At 25.2% G+C, this 24,576-nt stretch carries 23 protein-coding genes; 16 read left to right on the forward strand and 7 right to left on the reverse strand.

Annotated features, from left to right (window positions below):
• Positions 1–61 precede the first annotated feature (61 nt).
• The 3 genes from pstA to PWP28_RS01700 are packed head-to-tail and all read right to left on the reverse strand — an operon-like array spanning position 62 to position 2,618.
• Positions 62–901, reverse strand: coding sequence for a phosphate ABC transporter permease PstA (gene pstA, locus PWP28_RS01690; RefSeq protein ID WP_305082058.1), 840 nt, complete (start codon positions 899–901; stop codon positions 62–64).
• Complete coding sequence (locus tag PWP28_RS01695) at positions 898–1,764, reverse strand: PstC family ABC transporter permease (protein WP_264150195.1); 867 nt, start codon at positions 1,762–1,764, stop codon at positions 898–900. Before PWP28_RS01695 ends, pstA begins: the two co-directional genes overlap by 4 nt.
• Before the next feature lie 29 nt (positions 1,765–1,793).
• Positions 1,794–2,618: a phosphate ABC transporter substrate-binding protein PstS family protein gene (locus tag PWP28_RS01700; protein ID WP_109605301.1), complete on the reverse strand. Its 825-nt coding sequence runs from the start codon at positions 2,616–2,618 to the stop codon at positions 1,794–1,796.
• Between the two features lie 156 nt (positions 2,619–2,774).
• Here PWP28_RS01700 and PWP28_RS01705 point away from each other — a divergent pair, with 156 nt between their 5' ends.
• From PWP28_RS01705 to PWP28_RS01715, 3 genes are read left to right on the forward strand one after another with little or no spacing between them, the layout of a single operon-like run.
• The gene (locus PWP28_RS01705; protein WP_374045475.1) at positions 2,775–4,910 is read left to right on the forward strand and encodes a bifunctional (p)ppGpp synthetase/guanosine-3',5'-bis(diphosphate) 3'-pyrophosphohydrolase; all 2,136 of its coding nucleotides are present in this window, start codon (positions 2,775–2,777) and stop codon (positions 4,908–4,910) included.
• A gap of 2 nt (positions 4,911–4,912) precedes the next feature.
• Positions 4,913–5,365: a D-aminoacyl-tRNA deacylase gene (gene dtd / locus PWP28_RS01710; protein ID WP_109605299.1), complete on the forward strand. Its 453-nt coding sequence runs from the start codon at positions 4,913–4,915 to the stop codon at positions 5,363–5,365.
• Positions 5,366–5,380: 15 nt separating this feature from the next.
• Positions 5,381–5,578: a hypothetical protein gene (locus tag PWP28_RS01715; RefSeq protein ID WP_109605297.1), complete on the forward strand. Its 198-nt coding sequence runs from the start codon at positions 5,381–5,383 to the stop codon at positions 5,576–5,578.
• Positions 5,579–5,609: 31 nt separating this feature from the next.
• On the opposite strand, the gene PWP28_RS01720 is transcribed toward PWP28_RS01715, so the two are convergent.
• The 3 genes from PWP28_RS01720 to PWP28_RS01730 form a co-directional block, all read right to left on the reverse strand.
• A complete protein-coding gene (locus PWP28_RS01720) occupies positions 5,610–6,689 on the reverse strand; it encodes a YfbR-like 5'-deoxynucleotidase (protein ID WP_109605296.1) in 1,080 nt (359 codons plus the stop codon).
• 80 nt (positions 6,690–6,769) lie between these two features.
• Entirely contained in the window at positions 6,770–8,017 is a 1,248-nt protein-coding gene (locus PWP28_RS01725) for a uracil-xanthine permease family protein (RefSeq protein WP_264150197.1), read from the reverse strand.
• Between the two features lie 90 nt (positions 8,018–8,107).
• Complete coding sequence (locus PWP28_RS01730; protein WP_264150198.1) at positions 8,108–8,971, reverse strand: HD-GYP domain-containing protein; 864 nt, start codon at positions 8,969–8,971, stop codon at positions 8,108–8,110.
• 299 nt (positions 8,972–9,270) lie between these two features.
• Here PWP28_RS01730 and dxr point away from each other — a divergent pair, with 299 nt between their 5' ends.
• Genes dxr through fliJ form a run of 12 tightly spaced genes read left to right on the forward strand, consistent with a single transcriptional unit; the run spans position 9,271 to position 21,899 of the window.
• Complete coding sequence (dxr, locus tag PWP28_RS01735; protein WP_308644139.1) at positions 9,271–10,401, forward strand: 1-deoxy-D-xylulose-5-phosphate reductoisomerase; 1,131 nt, start codon at positions 9,271–9,273, stop codon at positions 10,399–10,401.
• A gap of 24 nt (positions 10,402–10,425) precedes the next feature.
• Positions 10,426–11,931 carry an RIP metalloprotease gene (locus PWP28_RS01740; RefSeq protein WP_109605289.1) on the forward strand — a complete coding sequence of 502 codons (1,506 nt, stop codon included), beginning with the start codon at positions 10,426–10,428 and terminating at the stop codon, positions 11,929–11,931.
• 13 nt (positions 11,932–11,944) lie between these two features.
• Positions 11,945–12,991 carry a flavodoxin-dependent (E)-4-hydroxy-3-methylbut-2-enyl-diphosphate synthase gene (ispG, locus tag PWP28_RS01745; protein WP_308644140.1) on the forward strand — a complete coding sequence of 349 codons (1,047 nt, stop codon included), beginning with the start codon at positions 11,945–11,947 and terminating at the stop codon, positions 12,989–12,991.
• A 6-nt stretch (positions 12,992–12,997) separates the two neighbouring features.
• The gene (locus PWP28_RS01750; protein ID WP_264150202.1) at positions 12,998–13,465 is read left to right on the forward strand and encodes a YaaR family protein; all 468 of its coding nucleotides are present in this window, start codon (positions 12,998–13,000) and stop codon (positions 13,463–13,465) included.
• A 23-nt stretch (positions 13,466–13,488) separates the two neighbouring features.
• Positions 13,489–14,508, forward strand: coding sequence for a hypothetical protein (locus PWP28_RS01755; protein WP_109605283.1), 1,020 nt, complete (start codon positions 13,489–13,491; stop codon positions 14,506–14,508).
• Positions 14,508–15,368: a regulatory iron-sulfur-containing complex subunit RicT gene (locus tag PWP28_RS01760; protein WP_264150204.1), complete on the forward strand. Its 861-nt coding sequence runs from the start codon at positions 14,508–14,510 to the stop codon at positions 15,366–15,368. The genes PWP28_RS01755 and PWP28_RS01760 overlap by 1 nt, the downstream gene beginning before the upstream one ends.
• Before the next feature lie 21 nt (positions 15,369–15,389).
• Complete coding sequence (locus PWP28_RS01765) at positions 15,390–17,276, forward strand: transketolase (RefSeq protein WP_109605279.1); 1,887 nt, start codon at positions 15,390–15,392, stop codon at positions 17,274–17,276.
• Positions 17,276–18,013 (forward strand): ribonuclease III, encoded by a 738-nt coding sequence (rnc, locus tag PWP28_RS01770; protein WP_109605277.1) that lies wholly within the window; start codon positions 17,276–17,278, stop codon positions 18,011–18,013. The genes PWP28_RS01765 and rnc overlap by 1 nt, the downstream gene beginning before the upstream one ends.
• A 5-nt stretch (positions 18,014–18,018) precedes the next feature.
• Positions 18,019–18,837 (forward strand): radical SAM protein, encoded by an 819-nt coding sequence (locus PWP28_RS01775; RefSeq protein ID WP_264150206.1) that lies wholly within the window; start codon positions 18,019–18,021, stop codon positions 18,835–18,837.
• Positions 18,838–18,854: 17 nt separating this feature from the next.
• A complete protein-coding gene (locus PWP28_RS01780; RefSeq protein WP_109605273.1) occupies positions 18,855–19,787 on the forward strand; it encodes a radical SAM protein in 933 nt (310 codons plus the stop codon).
• Positions 19,788–19,798: 11 nt separating this feature from the next.
• A complete protein-coding gene (locus PWP28_RS01785; protein ID WP_109605271.1) occupies positions 19,799–21,436 on the forward strand; it encodes a sigma-54-dependent Fis family transcriptional regulator in 1,638 nt (545 codons plus the stop codon).
• A gap of 16 nt (positions 21,437–21,452) precedes the next feature.
• Entirely contained in the window at positions 21,453–21,899 is a 447-nt protein-coding gene (gene fliJ / locus PWP28_RS01790) for a flagellar export protein FliJ (RefSeq protein ID WP_308644141.1), read from the forward strand.
• A 25-nt stretch (positions 21,900–21,924) separates the two neighbouring features.
• Here fliJ and PWP28_RS01795 read toward each other — a convergent pair whose 3' ends face one another.
• Complete coding sequence (locus PWP28_RS01795) at positions 21,925–23,292, reverse strand: glutamine synthetase family protein (protein ID WP_264150208.1); 1,368 nt, start codon at positions 23,290–23,292, stop codon at positions 21,925–21,927.
• 245 nt (positions 23,293–23,537) lie between these two features.
• On the opposite strand from PWP28_RS01795, the gene PWP28_RS01800 reads away from it, so the two are divergent.
• Complete coding sequence (locus PWP28_RS01800) at positions 23,538–24,569, forward strand: L-threonylcarbamoyladenylate synthase (RefSeq protein WP_264150209.1); 1,032 nt, start codon at positions 23,538–23,540, stop codon at positions 24,567–24,569.
• The last annotated feature ends 7 nt before the right edge of the window (positions 24,570–24,576 follow it).

The raw sequence follows: 24,576 nt of genomic DNA on the forward strand, positions 1-24,576 counted from the left end.
TTTGTAAAATGTTTGATGGATTCTTGTTACACTTTTATTTTACGGGGAGGTTCCTTTTTTTTCAACCTCTTTCTTTTTTTATTTCAGGAATGCTCCTAATACTAAAAGCAATAGAATAAATTACTAAAATTAAAAGCATTAAAAATGCCGAAGAACCTTGAGCCATCCACTGTGCATCCTCACCATATGCCATAGTTAAAAAATATATATGAGTAGGTAAAGTCATAGTGGGCTGAAGTAAATTATTAGGAAAATATGATGAATAAAAAACTGCACCAGTCAATAAAACAGGAGCTGTTTCTCCAATAACTCTTCCTATACCTATTAATATTGCAGTTATTATTCTTGATTTAGATGCTGGAATTAAAATTTTAAATATAACTTCTGTTTTCTTTGCACCAAGTGCATATGCAGATTCTCTTAAAGTATTCGGAACAGAGAAAAGAGCTTCTCTAACAGAAGATGAAATTATTGGTAAAGTCATTACAGATAATGTTAAACTTCCAGATAATATAGAAGTTCTAAAACCTAAAGTTATTGAAAACAAAGCCAAACCAAATAATCCATAAACAATTGATGGTACACCTGATAAAGAGGTTATTGCAATATCTAATATTCTACCAAGTTTGGTATTTTTTCCATATTCAGATAAAAATATTCCTGTTAAAACACCAATTGGTATTGAAAATATAAGAGTAAGACCTATCATTATAAAAGATCCTAATATAGCTGGCCATATACCCCCTTCTGTCATACCTTGTTTAGGATATTCAGTAAAAAAAGATAGTGTAAAATACTTTATACCAGATAATATAACAGTTCCAAAAATAAGTAAAATTATAAAAACAGATATATATGAAATTATTCTAAAAATATATGAAATTATAATATCTTTTTTCATTTAGTCCACTTCCTTGTCAATCTTTTAGAAGTTAAAGTTAATAAAAAACTTATAGTTAATAAAATTAATCCTGCAACAAATAGTGATGAATAGTGTAAACTACCAAGTTCAACTTCACCCATTTCACTTGCAATAGCCGCAGTTAAAGGTCTTACAGGATCAAAAATTGATTTTGGAATTAAATTAGCTCCTCCAGCAGCCATTAAAACAACCATGGTTTCACCTATTATTCTGTTTATTGAAAGAATTATTGAATTAAAGATACCTGAAATAGCAGCTTTTGAAACAATTTTAAAACCTGCTGTAAATCTTGAAGAACCTAAAGCAAGAGCAGACTCTTTTAATTTTGGATCTATCGCGTCTAAAGCTTCTTGCATCAAAGAAGCTGTATATGGTAATGATAATATAGAAAGACCTATAGAACCAAGAAAAATATTTTCTGCCGACCAAGCCCCGATTTTGAGCATCCAAGGAGAAATATATATTATCAAAAAAGTTCCTATTACAACTGATGGTACACCTGATAATAGATCTATAGAAGATTTTATTATATTTTTCTCTATTTTATTTGCATATCCGTACATAAAAAAAGCAATTATATAACCAATAGGCAAAACTATCACAGCAGATAATAGAGTTATTAATAGAGAATCTATAATCATTGTAAGCATTCCATATTCAGCATCTGAATATGTAGGATACCAATTATAGCTTGTAAAAATTTCAGCCCCAACTTCTGTTAGGGCTGGTATAGATTCTTTTATTATGAATGAAAATAAACCTACTAATATTAATATACCAAATGAAGCTACTACTGTGATAAGTACTTTATTTGTTTTATCTTTTATATCACGTTTAGTCATTTAAATACACTCCTTAGTTTTAGCTTCAATTAAAATCCATATGCAGCAACATAACCAGCTTTTTCTACCATTTCTTGACCATCTTTTGATAAAGCATATGTAATATATTCTTTTATTTTACCTGTTTCTGGATAACCATTAGTTACATCTACAAACATATATAAAGGTCTTGATATAGGATAAATGGAATTTAAGATATTTAATTTTGTTGGTAATTCATTTTCAACTTTTAATACTTTTACAGAATCATTTACATAACCAGCTCCAACATAAGCTATTGCATATTTATTTCTTGAAACTTGATCAATTTCAAATTGAGTAGATTCAACCATTTTAACTGTCGGATCCATTTTTGCACCATCTAAGACTTTATTTTCAAAAGTTTCAAAGGTACCTGAAGCTGTATTTCTTGAATAAATAACTATTCTGCTATTAGGTAAATTTGAGTTCAATTGTTTCCAAGTTCTTATTTCACCAGTATATATTTTTTTTAATTCTTCTATAGTTATAGAATCTATACCCAATTCTTTATTTACAATCAAAGCAATCCCATCATAACCAACTACTATAGGCATAAAAAGTTTTTTCTCTTCGTGCATTTTTTCAATTTCTTTATCTTTAAGCCATCTTGAAGAATTTGCAATATCGGTAGTTTCATTAAATAGTGCTGATATACCGGTAGAAGAACCTGCACCTTCTAAAGTAATATTTAAATCTGGATTTATTTCTTTTAAATTTTCTATCCACAATTGAGCTACTGGAAATATAGTATTTGAACCTTTAATAACCAAAGTTTCAGAAAAACCAATTACCATAAGTACTAAAGTTAATAAAATTAAAAGACCTTTTTTCATTAAAAACCCTCCTTAAAATATGATATTTACACACTCATTTTATTACTTACTTTTTTATGTAATTTTAAAAAATATTAAGAAATATTAAGATATTCAATATATCCATTTATTTGACTGTGATATAATATAAAAAAAGATATATACGAGGTGGAAATTTTGAATGACTCTAAAGATTTTTTAAAAGAAATAGAAGATATTTTAGATAGAAAGCTTAATAAAAAAGAAAAAGAAAAATTAATACTTGCGTATGAATTAGCCGAAAAATCACATGAAGGACAAATGAGAGATTCCGGAGAACCTTTTTTTGAACATCCCAAAGAAGTAGCAAGAATATTAGCAGGTTATCGAATGGATATAGATACAATAACTTCTGGATTATTACATGATGTAGTAGAAGACTGCGATGTTCCAATAGAAAAAATAGAAGAATTATTCGGAATTGATGTTTCAAGAATAGTAAATGGAGTTACTAAAATATCTAACTTAAAATTAAATGAAAGATTAAGTAAATCCGATTTAAAATCAATTGAAAAAATAGAAACTATAAGAAAAATGCTTCTTGCAATGTCAACAGATATAAGAGTAATAGTTGTAAAATTAGCCGATAGATTACATAATATGAGAACTTTACAACATGTAAAAAGAAATAAGCAAATAATAAAATCTAATGAAACTTTAAAAATATATGCTCCTATAGCTCATAGACTTGGTATATATAAAATGAAAGCTGAACTTGAAAATTTATCTTTTAAATATATTCAACCAGATATTTTTAGAGAATTAAGAATAAAACTTGATGATAAGTTAAAAAATAGGCAAAAAAGTATCGAAGAATATCAAAATATATTAATAAAAGAATTAAAAAAACATAAAATAAGAGCAGAGGTTTCAGGAAGAGCTAAACATTTATATAGTATATACAACAAAATGGTTAGAAAACAAAAATCATTAGATGAAATATATGACTATATTGCTCTAAGAATAATAACAGAAAATCAAAATCAATGCTATGCCGCATTAGGAATAGTTCATTCTATATGGTCTCCAATGCCAGGAAGAATAAAAGATTATATAGCTACTCCAAAATTTAATGGTTATAAATCATTACATACAACAGTAATCACTCATAAAGGTGAACCTCTCGAAATTCAAATAAGAGATTGGGAGATGCATGAAGAGGCAGAGTACGGATTAGCAGCACATTGGGTATATAAAGAAGGTGTATCAAAAGAAAAAGTTAAATTTCTCGATAATTTAATGGAATTACACAAGGATATAGCCCAAAGTGCTTTTGATTTAAAAGAAATAGAAACAAATTTATTATCAAAAGAAATTTTTGTATTTACCCCTCAAGGTGAAGTAATACATCTTCCAAAAGATGCTTCTCCTATTGATTTTGCTTTCGCAATTCATACGGATGTTGGAAATCACTATGCTGGAGCTAAAGTAAATGGAAGAATAGTACCAATAAACTATAAAATACATAATGGTGAAGTAATAGAAATAATAATAAATAGAAATTTTAATGGTCCAAGTATAGATTGGTTAAAATATGCTCAATCACCAAGAACAAAAAGTAAAATAAAAAAATATTATAGACAGAAAAATGAAAAAGATTTAATAGATAAAGGAAAAGATAAATTTAGAGAATTGGCAAAAAAATTGAATCTTTCTATGGACGAAATGCTTGAAAAACTTCAAGAAAATGCTTTTTATTTAAAATATAATATAAAAAATGATGAAGATTTATTTATAAAAATAGATCTTGAAGAAATAAACATAAATACTATAAAAAACCAATTTATAAATACTGAAGAAGAAAAACAAAAAAAATTAACTCCAGATAAAACAAAAAATAGAAAAAATCACATCTCAGTGATAATAGATGGCCAAGAAGGTGTAGATTCTTTCTTTGCTAAATGTTGTACTCCTGTGCAAGGAGATGATATAATTGGTATAATAAGTAAAAGAGGAATAGTAATACATAGAAATAATTGTAAAAATATTAGAGGTGTAAAAGAAGAAAAAACTGTTAATGTTAAATGGGCTGATGATCCAGATAATATATATATAGCTATTTTAAAAGTTGAAATGGAAAATAAAGATTTAATGAATTCGATAAGAACTATAATAAATAATGAAAAAGGTCACTTAGAAAAATTTGAAATTATAAAACAAGGAGATATATTAGGAACAAAAATAAGACTAAAAGTTACAAATAATGAACATATAATAAGAATAATAAATAAAATAAATGAAATAAAAGGAGTATATTCCGTGAGGAGGGTTTAATTTTGAGAGCTGTAGTCCAAAGAGTAGAAGAAGCCAAAGTCAAAGTAAATGAAGAAGTTACTGGAAAAATAAAACAAGGCCTTCTTTTATTATTGGGGATTTCAAATGATGATGACATAAAAGATATAAAATGGCTTGCAGATAAAATAATGAATTTAAGGATTTTTGAAGATAAAGATGGTAAAATGAATTTATCCTTATTAGAAACAGGTGGTGAATTATTGATAGTATCACAATTCACTCTATATGGCGATTGTAGAAAAGGTCGTAGACCTTCATTTACAGAATCAGCACCGCCTGAAAAAGCTAATGAAATATATTTACAATTTTTAGATTATGTAAAAAGTAATTATAATATAAATTTACAAACAGGAAAATTTCAGACAGAAATGAAAGTACATTTGATAAATGATGGACCGGTTACTTTCATATTAGAATCCAAAAAAACTTTTTAATGGGGGTGTTTTCTTATGAAGGAGATAGAAGTTACAGTGTTTGTTTACAGTGAAGACCCATTTGAAGCACACATTTCAGAAGAAGCTGTTAATTATGGTGTAAATGAAACTAATGTACACAAAATCTTTTCAGGCTATGAAAAACCTCAAAAAGGAATAGTTGTAAAATTTAAATACCAAGATGGAAGCAAAAAATTTGTTAGATCAGAATAAAAAATAAAGCGGCTTTTTAAAGCCGCTTTATTTAAAATGTTTTATATTCAATCTCATCTATTAAACTTGAAATATCATAAGGACATATACTCTTTATTTCTTTCTTTGTTGAAAAAAACGCTTTTCTAAAAAGATTATTTTGATTTCCAGTTTTAATTTCCATAGAACATTCTAAAATAGCAGCTAATAAATCAGCTGTTCTTACTATTTGACCATAATCATTTTCAAAAGGATTTATAACATAATTTTTAAATCTTTTCATTACTTGATTTATATAAGAATTTTGTATCATCCATTTTTCAACATAATCATTTTCAATTTCTGTAATTATATCTTCTAGACCATTAACTTTTCTTTTCGTTGGTGATATAACATCTCCGGTAAAAGATTCAGGCAAATCATGTAATGTAGAAGCAATTATAATATCATATATTTGATCCTCATTTAATTCAAATAAATTAGCCAAAAAATATGAAATAGTTAAAACAAAAAAAGAATGTGCAGCAACCGAACTTTCAATATTCCTTTGACTCTTATTCCATCTTATCATAGAACTAAGTCTAAATGTAGTATTTAAAAGAAAATCATTATATTTCTCTAATTTATAGGAATATGGAGTTATTATTTTTTTTATTTCTTCTTCAGTTTCTTTATAAGGTTCATCATAATATTCTGGAAAAACTCTTCTATTGAATTCTACTTCCTTTTTAGATACTAAATAAGATATGAGCTTTTCTGTTTCAACTATATCTTCATTCAATTTATATTTATAAATAATCTCTACTACTTTATCATCTTCAATCATATTTTTTATATCTTCTATAGCTGAATCTTTAACTTTTTGCCAAATATTTTTATCTATATTATTAATTCTATTCTTAGTATTCAAAGATACATCTGATAAAACCACTTTGGGTATAACATCTATTATTTTATTATGAACTATTTTTATAGTATCCTTTTTTTCCAATTCTTCATAAGTAAATAATGATAAAGCTATAGAATTAAAAAGATTATCAGCCTCAGTAAATCTCAATAATGCAGGTCTATTATTCCATCTGTTTATAGTAAATAAATTAGACATCTCTAATAAAAAATTTCCCAAACCCATAATATATATACCTCCTATGATGATTATTAATTATATTATACATCAAAAAAGTATACAATAAAAAAAAAGATAAGATTTAATCAAATCTTATCTTTTTTTGCTTTTTTATTTAAATCAGGTATTATTAAATTTAATATTATCCCAACTATTGCTGCTAAAGCTACACCTTTAAACTCAACATTTCCAAGTTTTATAGCTATACCACTTAAACCTGTTGTAAGCATTATGGAAACTATACAAATGTTTTTTGAATTTGAAAAATCAACATTATCATTAACTATTGTTCTAATCCCTGTAGATGAAATCATACCAAATAACATTAACCCTATTCCACCAATAACAGCCTCTGGTATAGTACTCAATATAGCGCCAAACTTTGATAAAAAAGAAAATATTATTGCTAAAAATGCCGCTCCTCTAATTATTGAAGGATCATAATTTTTAGTAATTGCCAATACTCCTGTATTCTCACTGTAAGTGGTATTAGCTGGAGCTCCCACAAAACCTGCAAATGCTGTAGCAATTCCATCTCCTAATAAAGTTTTATGCAATCCAGGATCTTTAAAAAAATTTTTACCTACAACAGCACCATTTGTAGTTATATCTCCAATATGTTCCATAAAAGTTGCAAGTACTAAAGGAACAGTAACTGAAATTGCGTCTAAACTAAATTTTGGCAAAGAGAAAGAAGGAATAGAAACCCAAGAAGATGTTGTAACTGCTGTAAAATCAACATTTCCTGTAATTACTGAAATCAAATATCCAATTAATACTCCCATTAAAACCGGAATCATACTCAAAAACCCTTTAAAAAAAGTAGAGAAGATTACAACTGTTATAAGAGTGGAAATTGAAATTACCCAATTAGAAGAAGACATATTCATGGCTGTTGGTGCTAAAGATAAACCTATAATTATAATCATTGTACCTGTAACAGTAGTAGGAAAGAGTTTTTTTAATATATCATAACCCATTAATTTTACTATCAATGAAAATAGTAAATAAACAAGTCCAGCAATCATTATTGCACCTGAAGCATATGATAAATCTCCATATTGTTCTTTAACAGCCATTATAGGGGCTATAAATGCAAAACTGGATCCTAAAAATACTGGTACTTTTAAGCCAGTTACAAAATGAAAAATTAAAGTTCCACAACCAGCTGCAAAAAGAGTTACCAATGGATCAAAACCCGTTAATAAAGGAACAAGAATTGTAGCGCCAAACATCGCAACAAAGTGTTGTAGGGAAAGAATACTTCTTTTAAGAATGGTCCTTTTTGTAAGATCTTTTTCATTACCTCTAAGAATTTTAGTAAATTCTGCCATGTAAATCTCCTCCTTTTTAGCCTCTCTGGACTAATTAAAAGTTCTTAGTATAGAATACATAAAAAACATTAAATTCTATTAACTTAAAAGTTAATTTTCTTCAAATATTTTATTGAATAATTCATTATTTTCAATAAAAACGGAAAAAATATCTGGATCAAAGTAATCATTATTTTTTTGCATTAAAATCATTTTTTCAATAGTTTTAATATGATCACTTGAAGCTTTATAAACTTTTTCACTTCTTATAGAATCATAAACATCAATTATTGAAACAATTCTTGCACTGATTGGAATCGAATCTTTTTTTAATCCAAAAGGATATCCTCCACCACTAAATTTTTCATGATGATATAAAGAAATTTCCCAAGCAACTTTAAGCCAATCTATACCTTGTAAAATTTCTGCACCATATATCGAATGTTTTTTTATTATATTAAATTCTTCTTTATTAAGATGAAAAGGTTTTTTTAAAATACTCTCTGGAATAAAAATTTTTCCTATATCATGTAATGGAGCAAAAACAGATATTTCGAAAACATATTTCTCATTTATTCCAAGAAGTCGTGCTAATTTTTTTGACATAAGCCCAATTCTTTTATTATGTGAAGGATTATCAACTCTATCTGCTAAAAGTCTTAATTTACTTAAAAATTGTATTTGAGATAATTTAATTTCTTTTTTTACTTTATTAAAATCATCTTTATAATTATTCATAATAATATATATATTAATGAAATTAAAAACATCAAAAAACAAATCTTCAGAAATGTTTTTTTCTTTTTGAGTTTCTATAATTATATAAATATCTTCATCAAAAAAACTCCTGATTCTCCTTTTAAATGGATATTCTTTTGAAAAGTATTCAAAAATTTTATCTTCTCTATAATAAACATAAAAATTGAAATCTTCAATATTATAAATCTCTTTAGTCTTTTGAACTATAAAATTCAAAAAAGAATCTTTAGTTAAATTTAGTGAAGAAAATCCTTTGCTGTTCTTAATTTTAATGTACTTTTTAAATTCAAATAAAAAACAAATGTTAAAGAAAATCAACATTAATAAACAAATAATAATGTATAATTTTAATGAGAAAACCGATAACAAAAAAGTTATCGTTAATATAATAATATTAATATAAAAATATTTTATAAGTTTAAACATGTTTTCCCCCATTAAATATACTTTATACTGCTTTATAAATTAATTATAAAACATATTAAACATATAATCAAGTCTGAGGTGAACAAAATATGAAAAAAATATTTATTTTTGGTATAACTGGTTCCATAGGAACTCAAACTTTAGAAGTATTAAATCGTGAAAATTTTAAAAAAGAATTCAAACTCATCGGTGGAACTATAAATTCAAATTTCAAAAAAGCAAAAAAAATTATAGAAAAATACAATTTAGAATTTTTATATATAAATGACTATAAAGAAAAAGGGTCTTTACCACAAAAATATAGAAATTGTAATATAATTACAAATTATCAAAAACTTGAAGAATATTTAGAATTTAAAAACCCAGAAATTTCTTTAATTGCAACCTCTGGTTTCGCAGGTTTAAAAAATACATTAACTTCCATAAAATTTTCAAAAAGATTATGTATAGCAAATAAAGAATCTTTAGTATCTGGTGGAGATATAGTAATCAAAAAAATAAAAGAAAAAAATATAGAACTTCTACCTGTTGATTCTGAACACAGTGCTATATTTCAATTATTGGAAGGTGAAAAATCTCCTTCTAATTTAATAATAACAGCTAGTGGAGGCTCTTTAAGAAATACTCCTATAGAAGAGTTAAAAAATGTTACTATAGAAAAAGTATTAAACCATCCAGTTTGGAATATGGGAAAAAGAATAACTGTTGATTCTGCAACTATGGTTAATAAAGGGTTAGAAGTAATAGAAGCATATTATTTGTTTGATAAACCAAAAATTGATGTAATTATAAATGAAAATTCTCATATTCATTCGATAATATATTTTGAAGATGGAACTATGAAACTACATTATGGAAAACCAGATATGAAAATTCCAATAGCTTATTCATTAACATACCCAAAAAGATCTTACAAAGATGAAATGATTCCTTTAAAAAATATAGAATTTAAAAAAGTAGATTATCAAAGATATCCTTCTTTAAAATTAGCATTTGAAATATTGGGAAATCAAAAATTACATATTGCATATAATTCAATAGATGAAGAATTAGTTGAATTATTTTTGAACAAAAAAATTAAATTTACCGATATTTCTAATATACTAAAAAAATGTATACTTGAAATAGATAAAATTAATATAAAAATAAATGACATAGAAGATATATATGAAACAGATAAAATATCAAGAAATATATTAAAACAATATATAAATAATTAAAATCAAAGGAGGATACTTTTATTTATGATAATGACTTTAATATGGTTTATGATAATATTAACTTTAATAGTTGTTGCACATGAACTCGGACATTATTTATTTGCAAGAATGTTTAATACCAAAGTAGAAGAATTTGCTGTTGGATTTGGTCCAAAACTCTTTAATATAAAAGGGAAAAATACCACTTTTAGATTTAATTCAATACCACTTGGTGGATATGTGAGACTTGCTGGAGAAGATATTGAAAGCCCTGAATATGATGAAAATGATAAAACTTTGTATTTAAATAAAAAACCTTGGCAAAAATTCTTGATATCTTTTGCAGGTCCTTTATTCTCATTCTTACTTGGACTTATAATTATTATTATAATAGGTATTGGATATGGGTTTCCAAAAGTTGGAATAGCACAAGTTCAAGAAAATTCGCCAGCTTATATTTCAGGATTACAAGAAAATGATACTATTTTAAAAATAAATGGTGATTATATTTTTGATCCTTCAATTCTTGCAATAGAATTGAGAAATAATAAACCAATAAATTTAACTGTAGATAGAAATGGAATATTAAAGGATTTAAAAGTTTCTCCTGTATTATCAGAAAAACAGAGTTTAATATATTTATATGATTATGAAATAAAAGAATCAAATAAAATTGAAAATGATTTAAAAATAAATGATTCTGCAAATTTTTATAATATTTTAAATAAAATGGAAAAAAATGATTTAACAAAAATTTCTTATAAAAACTCTATATATTCTGGATTTATTTCAAATTATATGATAAATGATCAAAAACCAGTAATAGGTATAACCTTTAATTTATTTTCAAATAAAATAATGAAAGATGTAGATATTTTTCAAAAAAATGATTTAATAGTGGGAATAAACGAAAAAAATATAAATAATGGAACACAATTAATAAGTACAATTCAAACACTAAATATACCAGAAAACACTATATTAATTACGACATATGGAAATCAAATACAAGAAATAAATAGAAGTTCTAAAAATGATTTGTTATTAAAAATATCTAGAAATAATGAAATAATAGAGTTAAATATGACTAAAGAAGAATTATTTAATTATTTATCAATTCCGGGATTTATAGATAATTCAGAAAGATTACATCCAACATTAAGTCAAATAATTCCTATGTCATTTAGTTGGGCAAAATCTCTTATAGAATCTGTTATACAGGTATTCTCTCAACTCTTTACCGGTCAAACTTCTACAGATGAATTATCTGGACCTGTTGGAATAGTTAATATAGTTGGTCAAGCTTCTAAAGCAGGTTTAGAATCCATACTGAATTTAATAGCTTTAATAACTATAAATCTAGGGGTATTTAATTTATTACCTTTGCCAGCTTTAGATGGAGGAAGAATAGTTTTTTCATTATATGAAATAATAACAAGAAAAAGAGTTAATCCAAAAATTGAAGGTATTATTCATTTCATAGGATTTATACTATTGATGGGATTTGCAATATATGTAACTTTCAATGATATCTCAAGAATAATAAAATAAAAAGGAGTTTATAATGTTTTCAAAAAAAGTAGTTAATGTTGGAAATATAAAAATTGGTGGAGAAAACCCTTTAGTAATTCAAAGTATGACAAATACTGATACTAAAGACGTACTATCTACTATAAATCAAATAAATAATCTTTCAAATGCAGGCGCACAAATAGTAAGACTATCTGTTAGAGATTTAGAAGATATAGAACCCTTAAAAAAGATAATAAAGAATGTTAAAATACCTTTAATAGCAGATATTCACTTTAATTATAAAGTAGCCATAGAATCAATAAAAGCCGGAATTTCAAAAATAAGAATAAATCCAGGAAATATCGATAAAGAAGATAAAATAAAAGAAATAGTTAAATATGCTAAAGAATACAAAGTTCCAATAAGAGTAGGTTCAAACTCAGGTTCAATATCAAAAAAATTTTTAAACAGCTCTCCAGAAAAAGCTCTAGCAGAAAGTGCTTTAGAACAAGTAAAATTGTTGGAAAAATTTGAATTTGAAGATATATTCATTTCTGCAAAATCATCAGATGCAATTCAAACATTTAAAGCTTATAAGTATATCAAAGAAAAAGTAGATTATCCTTTACATATTGGAATAACAGAAGCTGGAATATATGAAGATTCATTAATACTATCTTCAGCTGGTATAGGCGCTTTATTATTAAATGATATAGGAGATACAATAAGAATTTCTATAACAGGAGATCCAATAAAAGAAGTAATTTCAGCCAATAAATTATTGACTTTATTAGGATTAAAAAAAGGAATAAGAGTAATTTCATGTCCTACTTGTGCAAGAACAGAAATTAATATTGAAGAATTAGTAAAAAAAGTAAAAAAACTAACAAACAATATACAAACTAATAAAAATATAAATATTGCTGTCATGGGATGCATTGTAAATGGTCCTGGCGAAGCTAAACATTCTGATATAGCAATAGCTGGTTCAAGACAAACTGCAGCAATATATCAAAAAGGAAAGTTTTATAAAAATGTAAAAAAAGATGAATTAGAAAACGAATTAATAAACTTATTAAATAATTATAAATGGGAGTGATTCAAAATGAACATAAACCCTCTCGGAAACAATAAAAAATCTGAATCAAAAGGAAAAACTAAAAAAATTAAAAAAAATGGTTCATCAAAAAAAAATTCTTCAACTGAAGATATAGGTTTTTTCGATATTTTAACAGAAAAAGAATATGAAATTTCTCAAAAAGAATTAAAAAAACTTGTAGATGAAATATTAAATCAAGGGAATAGATTTGTAAAATCTCCAACTCAAATGAATTTAAATCAATATAAAAGATCTATAAAAGAATATTTAAAAAAAATAGAAAAAAAACTTTATAAAGTAAAAGAAGATATAAATATAGATAATGGAAATCCAAGACTTCATATAATAGCTGAAGTAGTAGATCAAAAAATACAAGATATAACAAAAGCATTAATAAATAAAGAAAAAAACACTTTAAACTTTGCATCTAAAGTCGAAGAAATAAATGGATTATTACTTGACTTATACAGATAAATAATTTATGAAAGGAAAAAATAATGTATGATAAAATTTTAAATGGTATAATAGATAACATATCGGATTATAAAGGTAGGTCTTTATGTTTTACATCAAACGACAAATATTTAAACACTTATTTTTGTAAAGATCTAATAAAAAACTTAAAAGATTTTAATAAATATGATCTACTAGAAATAAATCCAGAAAATTTTAATATTAAAATAGATTACATAAGGGATATTCAAGAATTTATTTCTTATAAGCCTAATTATTCTTCATATAAAATAGTTGTTATAAATGAAATTGAAAAAATGAATATCCAAGCATCCAATGCTATATTAAAAACTTTAGAAGAACCTCCAGAACATACTATAATAATAACTAATACTAATTTATGGAACAAATTACTTCCAACAATAAAAAGTAGATTAAATAAAATAAATATAAAATTAGACTCAAATTTCAAAAACAAAATATATGAAAAATATAAAAATACACACCAATATATAAAATATTTTGTAGAAAATGATTTTCAAATTACAAAATTTTTATATGAGAATTCTGAAGATATAATATTGGAGCAAATAAATATTATAAAACAAAAAAATATAGAAGAACTCTGTGAGATATTGACTTTAAACCAAGAAAATCCTTTAAACAAAATAAATAGTACATTTGCATATACACAAATAATAAAAAATATTATAAAAAATGATGTAAATGAAGTATTAAAAATTTCAAAAATAATAATAAAGAAAAAAGAAAATATAAATACTGGAATTTTTTTAAAATTCCTATCTAAAATTTCATTAGTATTAATAAAAGATTCTATAATAACAAAAACAAGTAAAAATTGGTCTACGATAGATCTATTATATATGAGTGAGTTTTTTGGTATAGAAGATTATAATTTTGATATAAAATATATTGAGGACAGTTATGAATATTATAATGGAATTATAAACTCAAAATTATCAAATTTTAAATTTGAAATTGAGATTTACACACATCTATTAAGAATACATAGATGTTATTCTTTATTCAGGAGGAGAAAATAATGCCTGATTCAAAAATAAAAGTCATAGGGGTAGAATTAGAAAAAAGAGAACCAATAATTTATTACACTTTCTTAGAAGAAGAAAATGATGATGATTATTCAATAAATACATTAGTTCTTGTTAATTCAGAATTAGGGTTAGAAGTTGGTAAAATAATTACAAAAACAAAATTTTTATCAATAGAAGAAATGGGATATGAACCAAACCCAATAATAAGAATTTTAACCGAAGAAGATGAAGAAGAATTTCAAAAAATAAAACAAGAAATAAAGGAAGTAGAAGAATATACTCAAAATAAATCAGAAGAAATGAACTTACAAATGAGAGTACTTCAAGCAAGATATACATTTGATAGATCTAAACTTATAATATTTTTTGGAGCAGATTCAAGAGTAGATTTCAGAGAATTGGTAAAAGTACTTGCAAAAAAATATAAAGTAAGAATTGAATTAAGACAAGTTGGAATAAGAGATGAAGTAAAAATAAAAGGTTCTTTAGGATTATGTGGCCAAGTTGCTTGTTGTGCAAGATTTTTAAGAGAGTTTTCATCTATAAAAATGGAACTTGCAAAAACACAACAAATGATGATAAACACAGCTAAAATATCTGGAAGATGTGGAAAATTATTATGTTGTTTAAGATATGAAAATGATTTTTATGAAGAAGTATTAAAAAATGTTCCAAATGAAAATTCTACTATTGAATATGATGGAAAACCTGCTAAGGTAATAACTGTAAATGTATTCTTAAAAGAAGTAACTTTACAAGTAATAGAAGATAATCAACCACTATTGATAAAAATACCTTTTAAATATTTTAATGAAAATTCAAATGAAGAAAATAAAACAGACGAACTTTAAAAAACCGGAGGTGTGTCTCTAATGAAACAAAGTATTAAAGAATTAAAAGATTTATCAAAAATATGTAGAGGTGACATATTAAAAATGACATCTGTATCAAAATCAGGTCATCCAGGTGGTTCTATGTCATCGATAGATCTATACTTAAGTGTATTTAACAGAGCAAATATAGACCCTAAACAACCTTTTAAAAAGGTGAGAGATAAAACTGTTATTAGTCATGGTCATACTTCACCAGGAGTTTATTCTGCTTTGGCAAGATTTGGTTTCTTTAATATAGAAGAAGTAATTTCTGGTTTTAGACATCCATCAAGTATATTTGAAGGCCATGTAACAAGAGGAATACCAGGTATAGAATGGACTACCGGAAATCTTGGTCAAGGATTATCAGTAGGAGTAGGATTTGCACTTGCAGCAAAATTAAAAAATGAAGATTCAAAAGTTTATGTTTTTTCTTCTGATGGAGAAAGTCCTAAAGGACAAATTGCAGAAGCAAGAAGAACAGCAAAAAAAGAAAATTTAAATAACCTTATAGTTATACTTGATTATAATGATATACAAATTTCAGGAAGAGCAAGAGATGTATTATATGTTGATTTAAAAGCTGAATACAAATCTGCTGGATGGAATATAATAGAAGTAAATGGTCATGATTTTGAACAAATAAATGAAGCATTAGAAATAGCTGAAAATTATAAATTAGGTCCAACAGTTATAATAGCTCATACAATAATAGGAAAAGGCGTATCATTCATGGAAAACAGGCATGAATATCACGGTTCACCTTTATCAGATGAAGAATTAGAAAAAGCTTTAAAAGAACTCAATATAGAAAATGATATTCAAAAATTTAGAACTGCCAGAGAAAAATTACCTTTGAAAAAATCTGAAAAAAATTATCCAAATGAAAAATTAAATGTTGAATACGGAACACCTATAACTTACGAAAATAAAAAAACAGATAATAGAAGTGCTTTTGGAAATGCTTTAGCTGATATAGCAAAATCAAATAAAGAAAAATTTCCTGTTGCTGCAATAGATTGTGATTTATTACCTTCGGTAAAACTTGGAGAATTTAAAAAAGTCAATCCTGAAGGTTACATACAAATAGGTATACAAGAACACAATGCTGCAACAATATCTGGTTCATTATCTGCGAGTGGTGTTTTAACTTTCTTTGCTGATTTTGGAGTTTTTGGATTAGATGAACCTTTTAATCAACAAAGATTAAATGATATAAATCATTCAAATTTAAAAACAGCTATAACTCATTCTGGAACAGATGTAGGAGAAGATGGAAAAACTCATCAAGAAGTAAATTATATGGGATTAATTAGAAGTATGTATAATACAAAATTAATAGTTCCATCAGATCCAACTCAAACAGATAGAGTAGTTAGATATGCTGCTCAAAATGAAGGAAATATAGTAATTACTATGGGAAGGTCTAAAATAGATATAATAAAAACAGAAGAAGGAAAACCGTTCTTTGACAAAAATTATAAATATGAATATGGTAGTATAGATGAATTTAGAAAAGGCGAAAAATTAACTATAATTACCTATGGAACATTTGCACATATAGCTGTAGATGCTGCAGATATATTAAAAAAAGAAGGTATCAAAATAAATGTAATAGGTATAGCTTCACCTTTACACTATAATGATGAAAAATTAATACCATACCTTATGAACAACAAAATAATAACATTAGAAGATCATAATGTAGAAAATGGAATTGCAAATGAAATAAGTAAAACTATAGTAAAAAATAATATAAATATAAATGGTATGGAAAATTTTGGATTTAATGAATATGCTCCTTCTGGATCTTCTGAATTAATAAGAAAAATTTATGGCTTTGATACAGAAGCTTTTGCAAATAAAATCAAGGAGTTTTTAGGATAATGAAAAGTGAAGAATCATTTAATTTAAACAAAAATGAGAAAAATCAAGTTAAAAATGCAATAAAATATTTAAATCTACCAGAAATCATGGATAAAAAAATATTATTCAATGCTTTATGCCATACTTCATATGTATTTGAAAAAGAAAATAAAGGAAGAAAATTAAACTCTAATGAAAGATTAGAATTTCTCGGAGATTCAGTTTTGGAACTCGTAATCTCCGAGTTCCTTTATTCAAATTATTCATTAACTGAAGGAGATATGTCAAAAATAAGAGCCACAGTTGCAAGTGAATTAATATTATCAGAAGTAGCTTTAAGTATAGGATTAAATAATTTTTTATTTTTAGGAACTGGTGAAGATAAACATGGTGGAAGAAAAAAACATTCAATATTAGCAGATGCTTTTGAATCATTATTAGCTTCTATTTACTTATCTTTAGGATACGAATTTACTCAAAATTTTATAATAAAAAATCTAAATGAACATATAGAAAAAGCTGTAGCTGGTGAATTATTTTTAGATTATAAAACTAAATTACAAGAAATAACTCAAGATGTATTTAAAGTTCTACCTGATTATGAAATAATAAAAGCAAAAGGACCTTCCCATATAAGATATTATAAAATTGGTGTTAAAGTTGATGGAAAAATATATGGCATTGGAGAAGGCCATTCAAAAAAAATAGCTGAACAAATTGCTGCAAGAGAGGCTTGTAAAAAAATAAGAAAGGAATAATCAAAATGAAAAAAACAATAGATCTAATAAAATTAAATAAAACAAAATCTATAAGTTTAACTGGAGATTATTGCTATTTAAATTGCTCTCATTGCAATAAACATTATTTAAAAAATATGAAAACCATAAAAGATATAGAAGCTCTTGTCAAACAAGGTTATAAATCATTTCTTTTAAGTGGCGGAATGAATAACAAACTTGAAATTCCTATCAACATTCATAAAAATGAATTGAGAAAATTAAAAGAAAAATACGATTTAAAATACAATGCTCATTTTGGTTTTATGAATGAAGAAAATATTATTGATATAAAAGATATAATTGACACAGCTTCAATTGATATAATTGGAAATAAGAAAACTTTAGAAGAAGTTTATCATATAAAAAATTATGAAGAGTCTTTTAAAACTATTGAAAATATTATCAAATATGAAATACCTATAAAACCTCATATTACAATAGGACTTTATAAAGGACAAATCTACCATGAAATAGAAGCTTTAGAAAAATTAGAAAAATACATAGAATATTTTGATAGGATAATTTTTCTTGTTCTTATTCCTACAAAAGGAAGCAAATATGAAAATAATTTAATACCAAAAATAGATGAAGTATTAAATATCATAAAAATTGCAAAAAAAATGTACGATGATAAAAAAATAATTTTAGGTTGTATGCATCCAAAAGGTACATATCGAAAAGAGCTTCAAAAAAATTTAATTCCATATTTAGATGGTTTAGTACAACCATTAAAAGAAACAGAAATATTAATTAAAAATATGAATTACAAAATAAACTATAAATATGAATGTTGCGCTTTATAATTGGAGGTTATTTTTTAATGAATTTTGAACCATCATATATGAAATTATATGAAAATGGCAAATTAAAAGAAATAAAAGAAGTCCTATATAAAAAATTAGAAAAATGTGATTTATGTCCAAGAAAATGCAATATAAATAGATATAAAAATAATGGGTTATGTGGAGCAAATGATAAAATAAAAATTTCCGAATTTGTTTTATACCCAGGCGAAGAACCTCCATTAACGGGAAATACGGGCGCTGGAGGAATTTTCTTCTCAAATTGTAGTATGAATTGCATATATTGTCAAAATTTTAAGTTCAGTCAAGAAGGCCTTGGAAAAAATATAACAGTTGAAGACTTAAAAAATATATATCTTGATATACAAAATAATAAAAAAGCTGTAAATTTAGATTTAATAACAGCTACAGCCTATCTTCCTTTTATAATTGATGCTTTAATATTAGCTATTGAAGAAGGGTTTAGGTTACCAATTGTTTGGAATACTTCATCATATGAAAATGTTGAAATAATAGAACTATTAAGAGATATAGTAGATATTTATTTGCCCGATATAAGATATACAAGTAATATAATTGCAAAAAGATTATCGAATGTTAAAAATTATCAAGATAGTATGCAATCTACATTAAGAGAAATTTATAAACAAATTGGAAATGATTATATAGAAGAAAAAGGAATTCTAAAAAGAGGGATAATAGTAAGAATATTAGTATTGCCAAATTATATAAACCAAGCAAAAGAAGCTCTTAAATTTTTAAAATATGAAATATCTGAAAATATTAGAATAAGTTTAATGGATCAATATGTACCTGTATATAAAGCAAAAAATTCAGAAAAACTTGGTAGATTTTTGAAAAAAAATGAATATGAAGAAGTTGTTCAAACAATGATAGATTTAGACCTTAAAAATGGATGGACACAACATCATAAACTTTTAGAGGATTGAGGTGAACAAAAATGACTCAGGATGAACTAATAAGATCCATATTAGATCAATTATTAGAAGGGGTTATAGCTGTTGATGAAAGAGAAAATATATTTTTTATAAATGATTCAGCATGTCAAATATTAAACCTTAAAAAAGAAGATATTTTAAATAAAAATGTAGTAGAAACTGTTCCAAATACAAGACTACATATTCTTCTTAGAACAGGTGAATCAGAATTAGACAGGCTTCAAAATCTTGGAAATAAAGTTATAATAACTTCAAGATTTCCAATAAAAAATAAAAATAATGAAACAATTGCAACAGCTGCAGTATTTAGAGACATAACAACTGTTCAAAAATTGGCAGAAGAAGTAACAAATCTTAGAGAAATGGAAGCAATGTTAACATCAATAATAGACTCTACTTCAGATGCAATATCAGTAGCTGATCAAGAAGGTAGAGTTGTAATGGTAAACAGGGCTTATACAAAAATAACCGGATTAACACCAAGAGAAGTAATAGGAAAACCAGCTTCAGTTGATTTAGCAGAAGGTGAAAGTCTTCATATTAAATGTGCTAGAGAAAAAAAGCCTATATTCAATGTAAAGAAAAAAATATCTTCAAGTAAGAAAGATGTAATTGCTTCGGTAACACCATATTTTGTAAAAAATGATTTCAAAGGAAGTGTTGCTGTAATACATGATGTATCAGAAATAGAAAGACTTTTAAATGAATTAGAAGCTACCAAAAGAATGCTAAAAAAACAAAGAGCAAAATATAATTTTGATGACATAGTTGCAGATTCAATAGAAATGACAAAAGTAATAAAACAAGCTCAAAAAGCTTCTGCAACAAAAGTAAACATATTAATAACTGGAGAATATGGGGTAGGAAAAGAAGTTTTAGCTCAAGCGATACATAATTCAAGTGATAGAAAAGATAATACATATTTAAGAATTAATCTTTCTTTAGTACCGAAAGATAAACAAGAAGATATTCTTTTTGGTCAAAAGAGTTATTTTCATAAGACTCATAATGGAACATTATTTATAGAAAATATACACTCTGCAAATGATGAAGTACAGGAAAAACTTTTAAAATATCTAAAAGAAGGCGAATTCGAAAGTGATTATTATAATTACAAACCAGATGTTAGATTAATTCTTTCAACCACAGAAGATTTAAAAACTCTTGTAAGTATAGGAAAGTTTTCAAGAGAAATATTTTATAAAATATCTGTTGTGACTATACATATACCAGCTTTAAGAGAAAGAAAAGAAGATATTCCTTCACTCTCAAGACAAATATTACATTCTTTAAATCAAAAATATGGTAGAGTAATTTATGATTTTACTGAAGATGCCTTAACAAAATTAAAAAATTATTCTTGGATTGGAAATATAAGAGAATTAGAAAATGTTATAGATAGAGCTATTCTAAATATGGAAAATCAAGATAGTATAATAACTTCATCACATATTCCAGAAATATTAGAAAGTTCTGAAAAATCTACAGGAACTTTAAAAGAAATGGTTGAAGATTATGAGAAAAAAATAATATTAGAAATGCTTGAAGTTTGTCATGGAAACAAAACAGAAGCTTCAAAAAGATTAGGATTAACAGTTAGAAATTTATATTATAAATTAGATAGATATGAAATAAAATAAAGTAGAGATAAAATAAATGAAATTTAATTTTAATTTACAACGCATATTAGATTTAAAAGAAAAATTTGAAAATATTGAAAAAGAAAACCTGTCTAAAAAGATAAATGAAAGAATGCAGGTAGAAAATTCTATATCAAATTTAGATAAAAAAATAAATGATTATGGACTTTATTTTGATAATGAACTAAAAAATTCATTATCCTCTACAAAAGTCCAAGAATTGATCAAATATAGACATTTTTTAAAACAAAAAAGAATAGAATTAATAAAACAATATCAAAAAAAATTAAGAGAAGAAGAAAAAGCCAGAAAAAAATTTTTAGAAGCAAAAAAAGAAAAAGATATAATAGAAAAATTAAAATTTAGAAAATATGAAGAATATTTAGCACAAGAAAAAATATTAGAAGCAAAAGAAATGGATGAAATAGCTCAAAAAATGTATATAAATAGAGAAAAGGACTGATAAATATTATCAGTCCTTTTCAAATTTAAAAATAAAGCTCATACTCTTGAGGAGTTGGTGCATTATATACATAAGAAGCTTCTTTTGACTTATTATTAATCCATAATTCTATTAAATCTTTCGGAAAAACTCTAAGTAAATATTCATTATCATTTTTAAGACCTAATAATACTTTATCTAAAGAAAGAGGAAATTGTTTATCTTCTAAATGATCAATAGAACTATATCCTTTTTCAATAGGATTCGATTTATTCAAAATTCCATCTATACCTGCCAAGACCATTGCAGATAAAGAATAATAAAGATTGGCAGTAGCATCTCCAGTTCTAAATTCAATTCTCACATTATCTTCTTTTAAATAACCTGGTATTCTTATAGCGGCAGATCTACTTCCTTTTGCAAAAGTAGCACTTATTGGTGCTTCAAATCCAGGTACAAGTCTTTTAAAAGAATTAGTGCTTGGATTGGTAAAAGCTAATAAAGATCCAGTTAAACTATGATCTAATATTCCACTTAAATAATTTAATGCTAATTCACTAAGTCCATGCTCTTTATCACCAACAAAAAGTGTTTTATTATCTTTTTCTAAAAACTGATGAACATGCATTCCATTTCCAGGCATATTATATATTGGTTTAGGCATAAAAGTAACAAACAAATTATTTTCCTCTGCAATATTTTTTATAATCCATCTAGAAAGAGTTACATAATCAGCAACTTTATCTATGCCAATAAAATTTAATTCAATTTCAAGCTGTGAAGTTCCAACTTCATGATGATGATACTTAACAGGAATTCCAATACTTTCCATAACATTAACTACTTGATTTCTAAAAGTAAAATATTTTTCTGTTGGATAAATATTATGATAACCCCTATTATTACGCATTCTTGGTTGATTATCATAATATTCACCAATACCTTCACTACTCATAACTTGATAATAAGAATGTGAAAAATCACTTGAATAAGAAACATCATCAAAAACATGAAACTCAAGTTCCACAAGCATTTTAACATTTTCAGCAATATTGTTTTCTAATAAATACTTATGAGTAAGTTTAATAATATTACGAGGATATTGAGCAAAAACATTAGAATTATCAAAAGGATCTACAACATCACAAAACATATGTAAAATAGAAAACTCATCTTTGTATTCCAAAAAAGACATATTTTTATCTGGTATTGCAACCATATCAGATTTTGTTACTTTAGCAAATCCTAAATTAGAAGCATCAAAACCTATTCCTTCTTCGAATAATTTTTCATTTATAAAACCTTTAGCTATGCTAACATGTCTTATATTACCTTCAATATCTATCATCATTAAATCTAAAAAATCTAATTCCTCTATATCAAAATTTTTAAAATTAATTTTTTTTAACTCCAAAATAATCTCCCCCTTTATTTAATTACTATGAAAATTTTATCATCATTGAAAAAGTTTTCAAATCTTATATATGAATAATTAGATTTGAATATAGGTGAAATTTTATAAATATTGAAAAATATTTCAATATTTATAAAAAATGAAAAAAAGATTAATTATTAAGATAACTATTTTTACTTCAATTAAAAGAAAAATTTATTTGATAAAATTATAAATAGATTAAATTAAAAAGGGGACTTATAAAAATGACAAAAATAATCAAAATGAACTCTTTTGATTTCGAAGAAAATGAATTAAAAGAAGCTTCAAAAATACTAAAAAATAATGGAACTGTAGTATTTCCAACAGAAACTGTTTATGGACTTGGAGCAAACGGGTTAAATGAAATAGCAATAAAAAAAATATATAATGCAAAAGGAAGACCTTCAGATAATCCTTTAATACTTCATATAAATAAATTAGAAAAAATGTCAGAAATTTGTTATATAGATTATTCACTATTAAAAAAAATAAAAATTTTAACACCTGGTCCTATAACTTTTGTATTAAATAAAAAAGATATAGTTCCTGATGCTGCAACTGGTGGTAGAAAGACTGTTGCAATAAGAATACCAGTACATCCAATAGCTAATAAACTATTAAAAATGACTGATTTACCAATTGCTGCTCCAAGTGCTAATTTATCTGGAAAACCAAGTCCAACAAGACCCGAACATGTTATCGAAGATATGAATAATAGAGTTGACATGATTATAACTGCTGAAGAATTAAAATACGGAATAGAATCAACTGTATTAGATTTATCAAATGATGTACCAACAATATTAAGACCAGGACCAATTCCACCTGAAAAACTTGAAGAAATATTTGGAATTATAAAAATACCTGATTTTGTTTTTGGCAAAGTAAAAGCTGATATAGCTTTGGCACCTGGCATGAAATACAAACATTATTCTCCAGATATTCCCGTAATATTAATAGAAGAAAAAAATAATATTGAAGATGAAAAAAAAATAATATTAGAAGAATATAAAAAAAGATCTAATTCAATAGTTCTAGGTTATGAAGAATTAGAAGAATTTTATAAAAAAAATAACATTAATTATGAAATAATCTCAAAAAGATTCGAATACTATAAAATATCTGTAAAATTATTTTATTTACTGAGAAAATATGATAAAATTTCTGAGAATATAATAATATCTGGCATAAAAGACAAAGGTATTGGTATTGGTATAATGAATAGAATAAGAAAAGCATCCACAATAATAAGATAAAAATAGG

The organism is Oceanotoga sp., assembly GCF_030445905.1.
Lineage (GTDB): Bacteria > Thermotogota > Thermotogae > Petrotogales > Petrotogaceae > Oceanotoga > Oceanotoga teriensis.

What these genes read in the sequence shown, in the direction of transcription:
- pstA (WP_305082058.1), bottom strand. Translation starts at nt 901, where the DNA reads ATGAAAAAAGATATTATAATTTCATATATTTTTAGAATAATTTCATAT.
- PWP28_RS01695 (WP_264150195.1), bottom strand. Translation starts at nt 1,764, where the DNA reads ATGACTAAACGTGATATAAAAGATAAAACAAATAAAGTACTTATCACA.
- PWP28_RS01700 (WP_109605301.1), bottom strand. Translation starts at nt 2,618, where the DNA reads ATGAAAAAAGGTCTTTTAATTTTATTAACTTTAGTACTTATGGTAATT.
- PWP28_RS01715 (WP_109605297.1), top strand. Translation starts at nt 5,381, where the DNA reads ATGAAGGAGATAGAAGTTACAGTGTTTGTTTACAGTGAAGACCCATTT.
- PWP28_RS01720 (WP_109605296.1), bottom strand. Translation starts at nt 6,689, where the DNA reads ATGGGTTTGGGAAATTTTTTATTAGAGATGTCTAATTTATTTACTATA.
- PWP28_RS01725 (WP_264150197.1), bottom strand. Translation starts at nt 8,017, where the DNA reads ATGGCAGAATTTACTAAAATTCTTAGAGGTAATGAAAAAGATCTTACA.
- dxr (WP_308644139.1), top strand. Translation starts at nt 9,271, where the DNA reads ATGAAAAAAATATTTATTTTTGGTATAACTGGTTCCATAGGAACTCAA.
- PWP28_RS01740 (WP_109605289.1), top strand. Translation starts at nt 10,426, where the DNA reads ATGATAATGACTTTAATATGGTTTATGATAATATTAACTTTAATAGTT.
- ispG (WP_308644140.1), top strand. Translation starts at nt 11,945, where the DNA reads ATGTTTTCAAAAAAAGTAGTTAATGTTGGAAATATAAAAATTGGTGGA.
- PWP28_RS01750 (WP_264150202.1), top strand. Translation starts at nt 12,998, where the DNA reads ATGAACATAAACCCTCTCGGAAACAATAAAAAATCTGAATCAAAAGGA.
- PWP28_RS01755 (WP_109605283.1), top strand. Translation starts at nt 13,489, where the DNA reads ATGTATGATAAAATTTTAAATGGTATAATAGATAACATATCGGATTAT.
- PWP28_RS01760 (WP_264150204.1), top strand. Translation starts at nt 14,508, where the DNA reads ATGCCTGATTCAAAAATAAAAGTCATAGGGGTAGAATTAGAAAAAAGA.
- PWP28_RS01765 (WP_109605279.1), top strand. Translation starts at nt 15,390, where the DNA reads ATGAAACAAAGTATTAAAGAATTAAAAGATTTATCAAAAATATGTAGA.
- rnc (WP_109605277.1), top strand. Translation starts at nt 17,276, where the DNA reads ATGAAAAGTGAAGAATCATTTAATTTAAACAAAAATGAGAAAAATCAA.
- PWP28_RS01775 (WP_264150206.1), top strand. Translation starts at nt 18,019, where the DNA reads ATGAAAAAAACAATAGATCTAATAAAATTAAATAAAACAAAATCTATA.
- PWP28_RS01780 (WP_109605273.1), top strand. Translation starts at nt 18,855, where the DNA reads ATGAATTTTGAACCATCATATATGAAATTATATGAAAATGGCAAATTA.
- PWP28_RS01785 (WP_109605271.1), top strand. Translation starts at nt 19,799, where the DNA reads ATGACTCAGGATGAACTAATAAGATCCATATTAGATCAATTATTAGAA.
- fliJ (WP_308644141.1), top strand. Translation starts at nt 21,453, where the DNA reads ATGAAATTTAATTTTAATTTACAACGCATATTAGATTTAAAAGAAAAA.
- PWP28_RS01800 (WP_264150209.1), top strand. Translation starts at nt 23,538, where the DNA reads ATGACAAAAATAATCAAAATGAACTCTTTTGATTTCGAAGAAAATGAA.